Annotated in this window: 13 protein-coding genes; 6 read left to right on the plus strand and 7 right to left on the minus strand. The window is 64.8% G+C overall.

Annotated elements, in window-relative coordinates:
* Positions 1-27: 27 nt before the first annotated feature.
* Both P6U27_RS00060 and P6U27_RS00065 read right to left on the minus strand, forming a co-directional pair.
* On the minus strand, positions 28-1,455 hold the full coding sequence (locus P6U27_RS00060) for a serine hydrolase domain-containing protein (protein WP_407193544.1): 1,428 nt from the start codon (positions 1,453-1,455) through the stop codon (positions 28-30).
* Between the two features lie 196 nt (positions 1,456-1,651).
* A complete protein-coding gene (locus P6U27_RS00065) occupies positions 1,652-2,707 on the minus strand; it encodes a helix-turn-helix domain-containing protein (protein WP_407193545.1) in 1,056 nt (351 codons plus the stop codon).
* 360 nt (positions 2,708-3,067) lie between these two features.
* On the opposite strand from P6U27_RS00065, the gene P6U27_RS00070 reads away from it, so the two are divergent.
* Positions 3,068-3,985 carry a pirin family protein gene (locus P6U27_RS00070; RefSeq protein ID WP_129142329.1) on the plus strand — a complete coding sequence of 306 codons (918 nt, stop codon included), beginning with the start codon at positions 3,068-3,070 and terminating at the stop codon, positions 3,983-3,985.
* Between the two features lie 120 nt (positions 3,986-4,105).
* On the plus strand, positions 4,106-5,020 hold the full coding sequence (locus P6U27_RS00075; RefSeq protein ID WP_129142330.1) for a phosphoribosylaminoimidazolesuccinocarboxamide synthase: 915 nt from the start codon (positions 4,106-4,108) through the stop codon (positions 5,018-5,020).
* On the opposite strand, the gene P6U27_RS00080 is transcribed toward P6U27_RS00075, so the two are convergent.
* Both P6U27_RS00080 and P6U27_RS00085 read right to left on the minus strand, forming a co-directional pair.
* Positions 5,017-5,466, minus strand: a complete 450-nt coding sequence (locus P6U27_RS00080) for a nuclear transport factor 2 family protein (protein WP_129142331.1) — start codon at positions 5,464-5,466, stop codon at positions 5,017-5,019. The two genes, P6U27_RS00075 and P6U27_RS00080, sit on opposite strands and share 4 nt — an antisense overlap.
* Before the next feature lie 9 nt (positions 5,467-5,475).
* On the minus strand, positions 5,476-6,357 hold the full coding sequence (locus tag P6U27_RS00085) for an NAD(P)H-binding protein (protein WP_129142332.1): 882 nt from the start codon (positions 6,355-6,357) through the stop codon (positions 5,476-5,478).
* Between the two features lie 317 nt (positions 6,358-6,674).
* Between P6U27_RS00085 and P6U27_RS00090 the strand changes: the two genes are divergently transcribed.
* Positions 6,675-7,286, plus strand: a complete 612-nt coding sequence (locus tag P6U27_RS00090; protein ID WP_407193546.1) for a helix-turn-helix domain-containing protein — start codon at positions 6,675-6,677, stop codon at positions 7,284-7,286.
* A 217-nt stretch (positions 7,287-7,503) separates the two neighbouring features.
* The gene (locus P6U27_RS00095; RefSeq protein ID WP_129142334.1) at positions 7,504-7,779 is read left to right on the plus strand and encodes a hypothetical protein; all 276 of its coding nucleotides are present in this window, start codon (positions 7,504-7,506) and stop codon (positions 7,777-7,779) included.
* A gap of 51 nt (positions 7,780-7,830) precedes the next feature.
* On the opposite strand, the gene P6U27_RS00100 is transcribed toward P6U27_RS00095, so the two are convergent.
* The 3 genes from P6U27_RS00100 to P6U27_RS00110 all read right to left on the minus strand — a co-directional run bounded on the left by P6U27_RS00100 (position 7,831) and on the right by P6U27_RS00110 (position 11,308).
* Positions 7,831-9,324: an NAD-dependent succinate-semialdehyde dehydrogenase gene (locus tag P6U27_RS00100; protein WP_129142335.1), complete on the minus strand. Its 1,494-nt coding sequence runs from the start codon at positions 9,322-9,324 to the stop codon at positions 7,831-7,833.
* A 169-nt stretch (positions 9,325-9,493) separates the two neighbouring features.
* A complete protein-coding gene (locus P6U27_RS00105; RefSeq protein ID WP_407193547.1) occupies positions 9,494-9,814 on the minus strand; it encodes a hypothetical protein in 321 nt (106 codons plus the stop codon).
* 492 nt (positions 9,815-10,306) lie between these two features.
* The gene (locus P6U27_RS00110) at positions 10,307-11,308 is read right to left on the minus strand and encodes an adenosine kinase (RefSeq protein ID WP_129142336.1); all 1,002 of its coding nucleotides are present in this window, start codon (positions 11,306-11,308) and stop codon (positions 10,307-10,309) included.
* Between the two features lie 125 nt (positions 11,309-11,433).
* Between P6U27_RS00110 and murJ the strand changes: the two genes are divergently transcribed.
* Together murJ and trpS are read left to right on the plus strand one after the other, a co-directional pair.
* Positions 11,434-12,969 carry a murein biosynthesis integral membrane protein MurJ gene (murJ, locus tag P6U27_RS00115; protein WP_129142337.1) on the plus strand — a complete coding sequence of 512 codons (1,536 nt, stop codon included), beginning with the start codon at positions 11,434-11,436 and terminating at the stop codon, positions 12,967-12,969.
* 110 nt (positions 12,970-13,079) lie between these two features.
* Entirely contained in the window at positions 13,080-14,132 is a 1,053-nt protein-coding gene (gene trpS, locus P6U27_RS00120) for a tryptophan--tRNA ligase (protein ID WP_209296364.1), read from the plus strand.
* Positions 14,133-14,173: the final 41 nt, after the last annotated feature.

Below are 14,173 nucleotides of genomic sequence, written 5' to 3' on the forward strand. Positions count from 1 at the left end.
GGTAAGAAGCGGCGCGGTCCGCTCTTCTCAATCCGCCCCCGCCAGCTTCCCCTTCTCGCGCGTGGCCGCGACCACATCGTGCACGAGATCGAACACGCCGTCGGCTTGCGGCGGCCAGTTCGGCGAGCGCCCCATGCGCACGATCACCAGCTGCTCCGACGGAATCACGATGGTGTATTGCCCGATCGTGCCCTTGGCGAAGAAGGCATCGCGCGGCCAGCCGTGCTCCACGCGAAAATTTGCGCCAAAGCTGTCGCCCTGGTTGGTCCAGAAGCCGGCGCCGATGCCGACCCACGCATTCGGCGTGGCCCTCGACGAATAGTTCACCCACCCTTCCGGCAAGATGCGCTTGCCGCCGGCGACGCCGCCATTGAGATAGAGCTGGCCGAAGCGCGCCCAGTCGCGTGCGGAGGCCAGCATCTCGCTCGATCCCTCGATCGTGCCGGCGCCGTCGAGCTGGAGCACGACACGACGCATGCCGAGCGGGGCGAACAATTCGCGGCGCGCAAAGGCAAGCGCATCTGCGGGACTGCCGCCGGCCGCAGCACGGATCAGATGCGAGAGGATGAGCATATTGCCATCGTGGTAATTCCACGCCGCGCCCGGTGCGGTCTCGAGCGGAATGGTCTCGGCATAGGCCACCATGTCGGTCTCCACGAACTTCATCCGGTTGACGGGCTCGAAGGCCGAGCCGAGCGAGGCTTGCAACGAACTGCCGAGCGCAAGGCCCGCGGTGTGACGCAGCAGCTGATCGACGGTGATGGCATGGCGCGGATCATCGGGGTTCTTCCAGGCTGCGATCGGCGCAGGCCCCTCGAGCTTCAGCTTGCCCTGGCGCACCAGCACACCGATCAGCGCCGATATCACCGACTTTGTCATGGAGAAGCCGAGCAGCGGCGTCTCCGGCCCGATGCCATCCGCGTAGCGCTCGGCGATGATACGGCCGTCCTTCATCACGACGATGGCACGGGTGCGGCGGTAGGGCGGCTCTGCGGGTTCGGTGAAGGCACGGTCGAGCGCGGCGGCGAGTGAGGGGCTTTGCGGCGGCACGATCGCGGGGCCGGCGATCTCGGGTAGCAACGCCGGCCGTTCGTCGTCAGGCAGCGGTTCGACGGCAGTCATGCCAGCGCCATGTTCGAGCGTGCAGCCGAGTCCCTCGCGGTAGACGGCGTGGCTGCGGCCGAGGCCGAACAGCGTCACCGTGACGTCCTTGCGGACGCTATCGACCCTGTAGTCCATCGCCCAGCTGATCAGGCTGGTCCCGGGCATGGCATCGGTGGTCTCGGCGAAGTTGCGTTGGGGATCGAGGCCGGAGACGAACGTCTCGGAGCAGAGAATGTCAGCGACGAAGCCGGTCGCGACCTCAGGCAAGTCGCGGGCCCGGGCGGCGCCGAGCGCAAGGCCGGCTGCGGCAATGGTGGTGGCGAGGAGGACGATCTTGCGGCGGCGGGTCACAGGCTTTCTCCGGCTGGGGCGTATGGCGGGAGGAAGCGGAAGGCGGACGGTGGATGCTCGCCGGATTCGGAAAATGGGCTGGCCTAAAACTGAACGAGACTGGCCGGTTCTGGAATAAGTCAGTTATTTCAGAGTAATACGAAAAATGCCGCCGCAGCTGCGGTGGCCTCCCCGGGGGAGAGGCGAAGCGGGCGCGTCACGCCGCATTCACCTTGAGCCGCCGGTATTCCGTCGGTGTCACGCCGGTGACTGCCTTGAAGGCACGGTTGAACGGACCCAGCGACTGGAAGCCGGCATCCATGGCGATGGTGATGATTGGGACTTCGGCCTGGGCGGGATCGGCGAGCGCGGCCTTGGCTTCCTCGATCCGGTGGTTGTTCAGAAACACATTGAAATTGCGATAGCCGAGCCGCTGGTTGATCAGCCGGCGCAACCGGTATTCGGGAATCTTGAGCCGGGTCGCAAGCACGCCGATGGTGATGTTCTCCTGGCGATAGACGCGCTCGTCCGCCATCAGCCGCATCAGGGCGTCGATGAGCTTCTGGTCGGCGGATTCATCGCTCCTCGCGGGTTGAGGAAAAATTGCCGGCGCGGACGTTGACGCCGGAAACAGATCGGCGCCGTCGATGCGCATCATCGCACAGGCAATGGCCGCAACGATGCAGGCGAGCACACCGGCGTTGATCGTGTTGGCGACATCGCCTGCACTGCCGGCAGCAAGGATCTGAAGCAGCGCATTCAGCCCGCCATAGAGCGCGGCGGCGCACACGATGAAGACGCGCACGCGACGGCGACGCTCGACCAGATCGGCGGACCACGATCGGATGGTCTGCGCCACCGCGAGCGCGATGAAACCGAGCACGATCAGATTGACGACCGTCACCGAGAACCGCGCGTTCCCGCCGGGCGCGATCCACAGACACCCGACCAAGCTGAAGGCGGTTACCGCAGCCCAGATCAAACCGTGCCACCAGCGCAACCGAAAGGCTTCGTCGAACAGCCCACGCGTGAACAGCCAGAACACGACGATATTGCCGGTCGACAGCGCGATCAGCGGCGCGTGCCAGACCGGAACGAGCGACGACACGCCGATGGAATAGCTCGCCGCATGCGCCGCCGAGCCGAGCGCGAACGCCGCGCCGAGGCGGGCTGCCAGCACGTTGCGGAAATCGGAGAGCAATGACACCGCCAGCACAAGCAGCAGCGCGACGCTGGCAGCGCGAAAGGCGAGCTCGGTTGCGGCAAGGGTCATCGGATGGTTCGATTGACGTGGTTGGAAGCAGCCGAACATCGTTCGTTGTGCCCGGTTTTTCAAGGACCATCCGCATGCCATTGTCGTAGCGGCATCCACCGCTGTCATCGCCCGGCTTGGTTGACCGGGCGATCCAGTACTCCGAGACGTCGGTGATTGAATCGATGGCTGCGGCGTATTGGATGCCCCGGTCCCGGCGCCGCCAAGCTACGCCGGGCCTACACGCGCTCGGCCGGCGAAGCTTCAGCGAAGACGGCAAGCCGGGGCATGACAGCGGAATTTGAGGAGCGACCTTTGCCGCGACGACGATGCGAAATCCTGCTAGGCTCCCGCTCAACAAAGCCAAAAAGGAGTCCACCCATGAGCTGGCAGCCCTCGAACGACCCCGTGCTCGGCGATCCCATGTCCTGCGATGCGCTCGATCTGGTCATCGTGCCTCGCACGCGCGATCTCGGCGACGGATTTGCGGTGCGGCGCGCGCTGCCGCATGGCAAGCGGCAAATGGTCGGGCCCTTCATCTTCTTCGACCATTTCGGCCCGGTGCAGTTCGTCTCCGGCAAGGGCATGGACGTGCGGCCGCATCCGCATATCGGGCTCGCCACCGTCACCTATCTGTTCGACGGCGCGATCATGCATCGCGACAGTGAGGGCAACGTCCAGGAGATCCAGCCTGGCGCGATGAACCTGATGACGGCCGGGCGCGGCATCGCCCATTCCGAGCGCACGCCGGATGCACAGCGCGCCTCGGGCCAGAAGATGCTGGGACTGCAAAGCTGGATCGCGCTGCCGGCCGGATCGGAAGAGATCGCGCCGTCGTTCCAGCATTATGCGGCGGGCGACTTGCCTATGATCTCCGAGCGCGATTTTACCGCACGCGTGATTGCGGGCTCGTCCTTCGGCATCGCCTCGCCCGTGTCGATGGTCTCGCCCTGGTTCTACACCGAGGTCACGGCGGTCGCGGGCGCGACGGTGCCGCTCGACCCTGATCATGAGGAGCGCGCGATCTACCTGGTTGACGGCGAGGTCGAGATCGCGAACGAACGTTACGAGGGGCCGCGGCTCCTGATCTTCCGACCCGGCGATCGCATCACCGTGAAGGCGCTCGAGGCGACGCGGATGATGTTTCTCGGCGGCGATGCATTGGAGGGCCCGCGCCACATCTGGTGGAATTTCGTCTCCTCCAGCAAGGAGCGGATCGAGCAGGCCAAGCAGGACTGGAAAACCGGCCGCTTCGCCGCAGTTCCGCAGGAACACGAGTTCATTCCGCTGCCGGAATAGGCTAATCCGGTTTCCGGCTGCGCCATCCGGCGCGTCCGGACTCTCTGCCCGAAGGCCATGTCTGCAAAGACTTGCCTGCAAAGACTTGCCTGCAAAGACTTGCCTGCGAAAGATCTGCCGATGACCACCATGCTCTCCAGTGACCTGCCCCTGCCCAAGATCGGACGCGGCAAGGTGCGCGATATCTACGCCGTCGATGATGACCGCCTGCTGCTCGTTACCACCGACCGCATCAGCGCCTTCGACGTGGTGATGGGCGAGACCATTCCGATGAAGGGCGCGGTGCTGACGCAAATCAGCGCGTTCTGGTTCAATGAGCTCGAGGGCGTGGTGCCGCATCACATGATCAGCGCCGATACCGACGAGATCGTAGCGGCCGTGCCGGCGTTGAAACCGCATCGCGCCGAGATTCTCGGCCGCGCCATGCTGTGCAAGCGGACCACCGTGTTTCCGATCGAGTGCGTGATCCGCGGCTACCTCTCGGGCTCCGCCTGGAAGGAATATGCCGCCAGCGGTACGCTGGCGGGCGAGAAGCTGAAGGCAGGCCTCGTGGAGAGCGAGAAGCTGGAGCCTGCGATCTTCAGCCCGGCGACCAAGGCCGAGAGCGGCCATGACGAGAACATCACCATTGCGAAGATGCGCGCGGTGGTCGGCGACGAGGTCGCCTACACGCTGGAGAGCATGACGCGCGCGATCTACACGCTCGGCGAGGAGCTCGCCCGCGAGCAGGGCATCATCATCGCCGACACCAAGTTCGAGTTCGGCCGCGACAAGGACGGCCGCATCATCCTGATCGACGAGGTGATGACGCCGGATTCCTCCCGCTTCTGGGCTGTCGATTCCTACAAGCCCGGCCAGCCGCAGGCGAGCTTCGACAAGCAACCCTTGCGCGACTATCTCGACGCCGAGCGCCGCGCGGGCCGCTGGAACGGCGACGCCCCGCCGCCGCCACTGCCGGCGAGCGTGGTCGAGGCGACCAGCAAGCGGTATCTGGAAGCGTATCGCCGCGTGACGGGCAAAGAGCTGAAGATTTAAGTCCGGCTGTCGTCACTCACTCCTTCATTGCGAGGAGCCCTCGCGACGAAGCAAATCCAGGCTGTTTCCGCCCGCGGATTTACGAATCCGTGGAGCCGCCCAATGCGGCCGCCATCCAGCACCGCCATGTCGATGCCTGTGGCAGCGGGTGTTGTAGCCCCCGGCGCAGCCAGCCTCCAGCCGAACAAGACCTGATCGTGATGCGCGTTCACGGGACCTGCGAGCGTGAAGCGCAGGTCCGGGACCCTCGCTTGCAAGGCTTCCACCAAGTGTTCGATTGCATCCTTTCCCGCGACCGAGTCATTCGGATCGATATAGGCACAGGCATCGTTGAAGACCGAATCGATCAGCCGCCGGCGTTTCCCGGCATCTCGTTCGTTCCACACCGCGATGTAGTCCTGAACAAGTTTTGTCACCTGCGCGCTCATGTTCTTTCCCATATCCATGCGTGCCACCTACGAAAGGGTGTCACGAACCATCGTGTCCAGGCTGCTCGCGGTGACGCCCAGCAGTTTCTCGGTCTCCCCGGCATCGAGCAGAAGCGGCTTTTCGAACAGATAGGCCATCTCGATCCCTTCGCCGAAGCCGATGCGTTCCAGATCGGTCGCGGTGAGCCGAAGCAAATCCGGAACGTCAATCTTCAGCGCGACCGCGAATCTTCGCACGAGCTCGCGCACGGACGCGGACTGCGACGGCACGTGAAAGGCGCGGCCCCATTCTCCGGTGAAGCGCGACGCCGCGATCAGCGTCCTCGCCGTGTCCTTGGTGAACGTCCAGGCGTGGGCCACATCGGGATCGCCGAGGAAAGATACCGGCTCGTTCCTGAGCAGCGACGGCAGGGCCAGCAGCGAGAAATACGCAACCGCATCCTTGCCCAGATAGTCGCTCGCGCGGACTTCGATGGCGGGAACGTTCGATCGCAACGCACGCTGCCACATGATGTGCCGGGTCGTGCCCTTGCGGCTGGTCGGGTCCGGCTCGAGCTCCGGAGTGAGAGGACTAGCGGCCGCGGCGCCATAGCCATAGACATTCCCGACTACGAGCAGTTTGGCGCCAACCTGCTCGGCCGCCTTGACGGTTCCGTCCATGATCGGGAAGAAATCGGTTGGCCATCGATGATAGGCCGCCATAGCGCACATGAAGATCGCATCCGCACCCTTGCCGAGAGCCGCCAGTTGCGCGGCGTCGGTGGCGTCGGACGAAACCGTTCGGACGTCTCCGGCATCGAGCGATCCGGCATTCCTGCTGGTCAGGATGACACTATGCCCTTCCTCCGCCAGAAGGCGCGCGGTTTCGCGCCCGACAGGGCCGGCTCCGACGATCACGTAATGACTCACTTGGCATCCTCATTGTCACGAATGACGGATGAGTTCTTTGCCGTCGGCGCGGTTGAAAATCGCGCACGATGCGCCAAATATCGAACACGTTCCGCCAAGATCTGGAGCCCGGCCCATGCGAGCGAGACCGAGTTCGGCGCCAACATCAGCCGGCGTCGCCGCCGCTGCCAGGCGGACCGAGCCTGATGCCGTTGCGCTCGAGCCGATCGGCGACCATCGGATCATCATCCATCTCAGCCCCGCGACGCGCTCGTTATGCATCGAGACCGGGGACGAGTTCCTGCGTCAGGCCGGCGACATCGACGTGATTCCCTCTGGTGCGTTCGGCCGGCTTCGTCGCCGAGACACCCTACCAGTCGCTTCAGATTCGGCTGGCGCCGAGCATGCTCGACCATGCTGCAGCAAGGAGCCGGCAGCCGGCATCTGCCCGCCTCGCGCATCATCATATGCTGCGGAATGACCGCATCGTTCTGCTTGGACAGGCCCTCGAAAGCGACGTCAGGGCAGGCTCGCCGAGCGGCCCGCTATTTGCCGAAAACGTTGGCATGGCCCTGGCGGTCGAATTGCTCAACCTGGCGAACGATCCGCCAGGTGACCCCATCCGCCTCTCGGACGCGCAGCTCCAGAGAGTGCTCGCCTATATCGACGCAAATCTCGACCAGCCGCTCACCATTGACATTCTCAGCCGCGAGGCCGGCGTCAGCAACTCACATCTGCGGACCTGGTTCAAAGCGGCGATGGATGTCACGATCCATCGCTATATCCTGAGAAGGAGAGTGGAGCACGCACGTCGGCTTCTCCTTCAAGGCAACCGCAAACTAAGCGATATTGCCGCCGAAGCCGGCTTTGCCCACCAGTCTCATCTGGCGAAATGGATGCGGCACGAGCTCGGATATAGCCCCAGCGAACTGCGTCGAAGCAGGAATTGATCGAGCGAGGCCCCTAAACCCCGCCATCATCGCGTATTTGATCTCGACATACTCTTCCATGCCGTGACGCGAGCCTTCGAGGCCAAGGCTGCTTTCCTTGACGCCGAGGCGCTTTGCGACCCTGCGATATCGCCTCCATTGATCCAGATCAAACCGGGAGCCAACGATAAGAGAAAGCTGATCACCTCGGCTTGATACAACAACGAGGGAGATCGCCATGACGCTGGTCGGCACCAAGCGAATGTTACTTTTTACAGCCGTCCTGAGCTGCGGAATTTTCGGCTCGACCAACTGGTCAAAAGACGCCGGCATCGCGTTCGGCGTTCCAAGCGCTGAAGCCAGGGTCGGCCGGCCGGCAACCCCCGTGAGCGTTGCCGGCGTAGCACGTCGAACCACGCGACGCGCGGTCGTTGGGGGAGCGGCGGTGGGTGCGGCGGCTGCCGGCGCGGCATGCGTCCGTGTCTATGTGAACGGCGCCTACGTCTGCCGCTGATGCGATTCGCGCCGGCACACTCAAATCGCCGGCGCGCATCTCGATTGCCGGTTAGACCCCCGCCATCATCACGTATTTGATCTCGACATATTCATCCATGCCGTGATGCGACCCTTCGCGCCCCAGGCCGCTTTCCTTGACGCCGCCGAAGGGGGCGACCTCGGTGGTGATGAGGCCGGTGTTGACGCCGACCATGCCTGACTCCAGCGCTTCGGCGACACGCCAGACGCGGCCGAGATCGCGGGAATAGAAGTACGAGGCGAGGCCGAACGGCGAGGCGTTGCACATCGCGATGACGTCGGCCTCGTCCTTGAAGCGGATCACGGGTGCGAGCGGGCCGAAGGTCTCTTCCTGCGACACCAGCGAGTCCGGCTTGACGTCGGCGAGCACCGTCGGCTCGAAGAAGGAGCGGCCGAGCTCGCTGCGCTTGCCGCCGGTGACGACCTTTGCGCCGCGCTCGACGGCATCGGCGATGTGACGCTCGACCTTGTCGACCGCCTTCATGTTGATCAGCGGCCCTTGCGTGACGCCGCTCTCGGTGCCGTCGCCGATCTTCATCGCCGCGACCTTCTTCGACAGTTTCTGCACGAACTCGTCGTAGATCCCGTCCTGGGCGTAGATGCGGTTGGCGCAGACGCAGGTCTGGCCCATGTTGCGATATTTCGAGACGATCGCGCCTTCGACCGCGGCATCGATGTCGGCGTCGTCGAACACGATGAACGGCGCGTTGCCGCCGAGCTCGAGGCCGAGCCGCTTCACGCCGACCGAGGCCTGCTGATAGAGGATCTTGCCGACCGCGGTCGAGCCGGTGAAGCCGACGAAGCGCACCGCCGGATGCTCGCACAGCACCTTGCCGATCGGCGGCGCGTCACCGGTGATGATGTTGAGCACGCCCTTGGGGATGCCGGCCTTCTCGGCGAGCACGGCGAGCGCCAGCGCCGAGAGCGGCGTCTCGTTGGCGGGCTTGAGCACCACGGTGCAGCCGGCCGCCAGCGCCGGCGAGACCTTTCGGGTGATCATGGAGTTCGGGAAATTCCACGGCGTGATCGCGCCGCAGACGCCGATCGGCTGCTTGATCGCGAGCAGGCGCGCATCGGGCCGCTGCGTCGGGATGGTCTCCCCATAGACGCGGCGAGCTTCCTCGGCGAAGAACTCGATATAGGCGGCGCCGATATCGACCTCACCCAGCGCCTCGGTGAGTGGCTTGCCCTGCTCGGAGGTGAGGATCAGCGCGAGATCCTCGCGGTTGGCGACGATCAGCTCGAACCATTTGCGCAAGATGTTGGAGCGCTGCTTGGCGGTGTGCTTGGCCCAGCCCGGAAAGGCGCGCTGGGCGGCTTCGACCGCCCTGGTGGTATCGTCAGCACCAAGCTGCGGAACCTTTGCGAGCTCGACTCCGGTGGCGGGATTGTTGACGGCAAAAACCGGCGTGCCGACCCAGGCACCGTCGATGTAGCAGGCCTCCTTCAACAACGAGGGGTCCTTCAACCGGTCGCGCAGGGAGGCGGTGGCTTGCGGGGCACGTGCAGCGGCAGTCGAGGTCATGGCGTTACTCCCTGAGACGATCGGATCGGCCCGGAATATAGGGACAGGTGGCGCGCAATGCACCGCCCGGCAACGCACATCTGCCGGGAATTATACTGAGAGCCGTGGGTCCCTTGCCTCTCCCCTGTTCAGACCGGGGAGAGGTGTGGCGTCGCGATCGAGCAAGCAGTCAGGCCGCGCCGCTGATATAGGTCTCGCGGCGACCGATCATGCGCTCGGCCGCGGCCTTGGCGTCCGCCTTCGTGGAGGTCGCGCATGTCCGGTATTCGAGATCAGGCACCTGAGAGGTATCCCGACGGCCGAACCAGGATTTTGAGCCGACCGGCAGCAGCGCCAGCGCCTGCGCCAGATTGTCGACGGCGCCGAAGGAATAGAGTGCGCCGGTGCCGGCGATGCGGACCTCGTAAATGCCGGGCGAAATCGGCGCCTCCAGGTTCTCGCCGCGCCCCGGACGGGGATAGCGCTTCCATTCGCTCCAGGTCGAAATCATCTGAGGTCCCCCTCGCCGCCCATCCGCGGCCGGCAACATTTTGCATCAAGTCTTAATCGGCCCATGGATCGGACCGGGTGCTGAACGCGGCAGCTCGCGAAATGTTTCAGGTGTCCGAAAACTCACGAAACATACGCCTGCAGCCCGTCTCAGGTGAGAGCGAATTCCGGCAATCCACCACAGATTGTGAGGGCGCATCACCGTTCAGCCCCGTTGTCGTCCTGCGTGGGACCAAGACCGTCAAGTCACGACATCGCGACCGGCGCAGGACCATAGATGCGCTGGCCGCGCCGGGCATGCAGGAGGACAATCGATCACTTCCAACAATAATCAAACCCGAGGAAACCCCACGCAAAGCCAAGCACAGTCCCGGCCATCCACGTCTTAGCGGCGCGAGACGTGGAACGTGGATGCCCGGGACAAGCCGGGCATGACTACCAAGCATGAAGCGCGAGCATCGATCCACCGCAATGACGGGGAACGAGCCGCGCCTTAAGCCGTCAACCCGCGCTGCTGCGCGAGCTCCTTCAGCGATACAAGCGGACGCGCACCGATGTGCTGGATCACTTCGGCGGCGGCAAGCGCGCCGAGCTCGCCGCACTGCTTGTAGCCGAAATTGCGCGCCAGGCCGTACAGGAAGCCTGCAGCGAAAAGATCGCCCGCGCCGGTGGTGTCGACCACCTTGTCGACCGGGGAGGCGGGCGCCGCGATGGCGTCTTCCGACGACACCACCATGCAACCTTTCTCGCTGCGGGTGACGACGCCGAGATTGACGTCGTTGCGCAGCTGCTTCAGCGCGGTGTCGAAATCCGAAGTCATGTAGAGCGAATGCAGCTCGGACTCGTTGGCGAAGACGATGTCGACCGTGCCGTTGCGCATCAACGAGAGAAATTCGTCGCGATAGCGGTCGACGCAGAACGAATCCGACAGCGTCAGCGCCACCTTGCGCTTGGCATCATGTGCGATCTTGGCCGCCTTGACGAACGCATCCTTGGCGTTCTTGGGGTCCCAGAGATAGCCTTCGAGATAGACGATGGCGGCGCCGGCGATCTCGGCCGGGTCGATGTCGGCGGGCGACAGGTCCTGCGCCGCGCCGAGATAGGTGTTCATGGTACGCTCGCCGTCGCCGGTGACCAGGATGTAGGAGCAACCGGTGGCGGGACCGTCCTTGGCGGCGGGCGTGTTGAAGGCGACGCCGGCGGCACGGATGTCGTGCACATAGAGATTGCCGATCTGATCGTCCTTGACCTTGCCGACATAGGCGGCGCGTGCCCCCAGACTGGCGATGCCGACGATGGTGTTGGCGGCAGATCCGCCCGAGACTTCCGTGGCCGGGCCCATGTCCTTGTAAATGGCCGCCGCGCGCGCCTCGTCGATCAACGACATGCTGCCCTTGGTCATGCCATGCTTGGCCAGAAAGGCCTCGTCGGTCCTGACCAGCACGTCAAAGAGCGCGTTGCCGATGCCGAGAACGTCATATTTCACGTCAGCCATTCACCTTGATCCTGTTTGGCGGATTGCGATCCCTGCGGAAATCCGCTTCCTGTCGGCCTGAAATCTGAGCTCGCGGCCTATCACGACCGGGCCTTGGCGGGCAAGCAACGGTAATCTCGACGGCAATGATCCGCTCCTTCCTCACCGTGTCGACGGGAACATTGGCCTCGCGGCTGCTGGGTTTCGCCCGCGATTCCCTGATCGCGGCACTGCTCGGCACCGGCGCCGTGGCGGACGCCTTTCTGGCGGCATTTCAGCTCGTCAACGTGGTACGCCGGCTGCTCAGCGAGGGCGCGCTGAACGCGGCGCTGATCCCGGCCTGGCTGCGCGCCCGCGATCGCGACGGGGCCGCGGCCGCAGCGGCATTCGCCGGACGCGTGCTCGGCACGGTTAGCGCCGCTCTGATCGCGATCTCGATCGTCATTGCGCTTCTGATGCCGGTGATCATCGCGGTCATCGCGCCGGGGTTCCTTGGCAGCGGCACGCTCGATCGCGCGGTGGAGAACGCGCGGCTGATGCTGCCTTATCTCGCCTTCGCCGGTCCCGTCACTGTGCTGATGGGGCTGCTCAATGCGCAGGGCCGCTTCGCGCTGACGGCGTTCTCACCGCTGCTGTTCAACATCGCGCTCATCGCCGCGATCGCAGTGCTGCTCGTCTGGCATGCTGACGCGGATTTCGCTGCGCGGATTCTGGCGGCCACCGTCGGCATCGCCGGCCTGCTGCAGCTCCTGATGCTGCTGTCGCAGCGAAGCGCGCGTCTTGCGACGCCGCTGCGCGCCAGTTTCGACAAGGAGATGCGCGGCTTCTTCGCCAAGGCGATCCCCGGCATGATCGCAAGCTCGGGCCCGCAATGGCTGACGGTCGCGGGCGCGATCATCGCCTCGGCGACGCCGTCCGCGGTGTCCTGGCTCTATTTCGCCAACCGCTTGATCGAGCTGCCGCTCGGCATCGTCGGCGTCGCCATGGGCACGGTGCTGGTGCCGGAGCTGACGCGCTCCGTGAGTAGCGGCGATCGCGACGCGGTGGCGCATGCCGAATCACGCGCGCTGGAGCTTGCGACCGGGCTGGCGCTGCCGGCGACGCTCGGCCTGATCGTGCTGGCAGAGCCGATCGTGCGGCTGTTGTTCGAGCATGGCGCCTTCGGCGCGGAGGACAGCACCGCCACCGCGCATGCGTTGATGTGGCTGGCGCTGGGCCTGCCGGCGCATGTGCTGATCAAGGCGCTATCGCCAGCGTTCTATGCCCGCAGCGACACGATGACGCCGCTGCTCGCAACCGCGATAGGTTTCGTGATCGCTGTGGTGCTCGCGCTGCTGCTCGGCCATGTCTTCGGCGCCAGCGGGATTGCGATGAGCATCGCGGCCGGCGCCTGGAGCAGCGCACTTTCGCTGCTCCGGAAGGGCACGAGCGAGTTCGGCTTCTCGGTCGATGCGGCCGCCCGCACGCGATTGCCACGGATCGTGCTGGCCGCGATCGCCATGGGGGCCCTGCTCCGGCTGACCACGGGTCTGGTGCCTGTCGAGACCCATGGCGTCATCAAATTCGTCGCGCTGGGCGTGCAGATCGCCGCCGGAATCGCCGTCTACGGCCTGCTGCTGCAAATCCTCGGCGCAGCCTCCTGGCGCGAAGCGGTTAACGCCTTGAAACGACCGGGTCGTTAGAGCGCTCGGCGCCGGCCTCTTCACCTCTCCCGATGGGAGAGGTGGAATTGCCCTTGACGGGGGAGCGCCGCTGTTGGAAACGACGGCCGTGTCTTCCAGGAAAGCTGACCATGCCATTCGTTGAACGGGTCTTTTCGGGCGTCCAGCCGACGGGCAATCTGCATCTCGGCAATTATCTCGGCGCGATCGTCAACTTCGTGAAGATGCAGGAAACCCACAACTGCATCTATTGCGTCGTCGACATGCACGCGATCACGCAAGGCGTCGACGTCTGGGGCGGACCGGCCGAGCTCACGCGCAACACCCGCGAGGTCACAGCGGCGTTCATCGCGGCCGGCATCGATCCCAAGAAGCACATCGTGTTCAACCAGAGCCAGGTCTCGGGCCATGCCGAGCTCGCCTGGATCTTCAACTGCGTCGCGCGCATGGGCTGGCTCGGCCGCATGACCCAGTTCAAGGAGAAGGCCGGCAAGGATCGCGAGAATGCCTCCGTCGGGCTGTTCGATTATCCCGTGCTGATGGCGGCCGACATCCTGCTGTATCGCGCGACCCACGTTCCGGTCGGCGAGGACCAGAAGCAGCATCTCGAGCTCTCGCGCGATATCGCGCAGAAGTTCAACAACGATTTCGGCGATTCCATTCGCGCGCAGGGACACAGTGACGGCCTGTTCTTCCCGCTGCCGGAACCGTTGATCACGGGCCCGGCGACGCGCGTGATGAGCCTGCGCGACGGCACCAAGAAGATGTCCAAGTCGGATGCCTCGGACAATTCGCGCATCAACTTGACTGACGATGCCGACACCATCGCGCAGAAGATCCGCAAGGCGAAGACCGATCCGGAGCCGCTGCCGACGGAGGAAAAGGGCCTGGAAGCGCGCCCCGAAGCCGACAATCTCGTCGGCATCTTCGCCGCGCTCTCCGGCCGTTCCAAGGCCGACGTGCTCAGGGATTTCGGCGGCGGCCAGTTCTCCAGCTTCAAGAACGCGCTGGCGGAGCTGTGCGTCACCAAGCTCGCGCCGATCGCCGGCGAGATGAAGCGCCTCGTCGCCGACCCCGGCCATATCGACGCGATTCTGAACGAGGGGTCCGACCGTGCGCGCGCGATCGCCGACGAGACGATGAAGCTCTCCAAGGACATCGTCGGCTTCATCCGCCGGCGCTAGGCGCCGAGGTGCCGGCCGCGTCTCCTCTCCCCAAGCGGGAG

It is taken from the genome of Bradyrhizobium sp. STM 3566, from assembly GCF_045571445.1.
Taxonomy (GTDB): Bacteria; Pseudomonadota; Alphaproteobacteria; order Rhizobiales; family Xanthobacteraceae; genus Bradyrhizobium; species Bradyrhizobium vignae.

Bases quoted from the DNA above. Each gene is read 5' to 3' on its own strand.
- P6U27_RS00075 (WP_129142330.1), top strand. From the start codon at position 4,106: ATGACCACCATGCTCTCCAGTGACCTGCCCCTGCCCAAGATCGGACGC.
- P6U27_RS00070 (WP_129142329.1), top strand. From the start codon at position 3,068: ATGAGCTGGCAGCCCTCGAACGACCCCGTGCTCGGCGATCCCATGTCC.
- P6U27_RS00105 (WP_407193547.1), bottom strand. From the start codon at position 9,814: ATGATTTCGACCTGGAGCGAATGGAAGCGCTATCCCCGTCCGGGGCGC.
- P6U27_RS00100 (WP_129142335.1), bottom strand. From the start codon at position 9,324: ATGACCTCGACTGCCGCTGCACGTGCCCCGCAAGCCACCGCCTCCCTG.
- P6U27_RS00095 (WP_129142334.1), top strand. From the start codon at position 7,504: ATGACGCTGGTCGGCACCAAGCGAATGTTACTTTTTACAGCCGTCCTG.
- murJ (WP_129142337.1), top strand. From the start codon at position 11,434: ATGATCCGCTCCTTCCTCACCGTGTCGACGGGAACATTGGCCTCGCGG.
- P6U27_RS00080 (WP_129142331.1), bottom strand. From the start codon at position 5,466: ATGGATATGGGAAAGAACATGAGCGCGCAGGTGACAAAACTTGTTCAG.
- trpS (WP_209296364.1), top strand. From the start codon at position 13,080: ATGCCATTCGTTGAACGGGTCTTTTCGGGCGTCCAGCCGACGGGCAAT.
- P6U27_RS00065 (WP_407193545.1), bottom strand. From the start codon at position 2,707: ATGACCCTTGCCGCAACCGAGCTCGCCTTTCGCGCTGCCAGCGTCGCG.
- P6U27_RS00110 (WP_129142336.1), bottom strand. From the start codon at position 11,308: ATGGCTGACGTGAAATATGACGTTCTCGGCATCGGCAACGCGCTCTTT.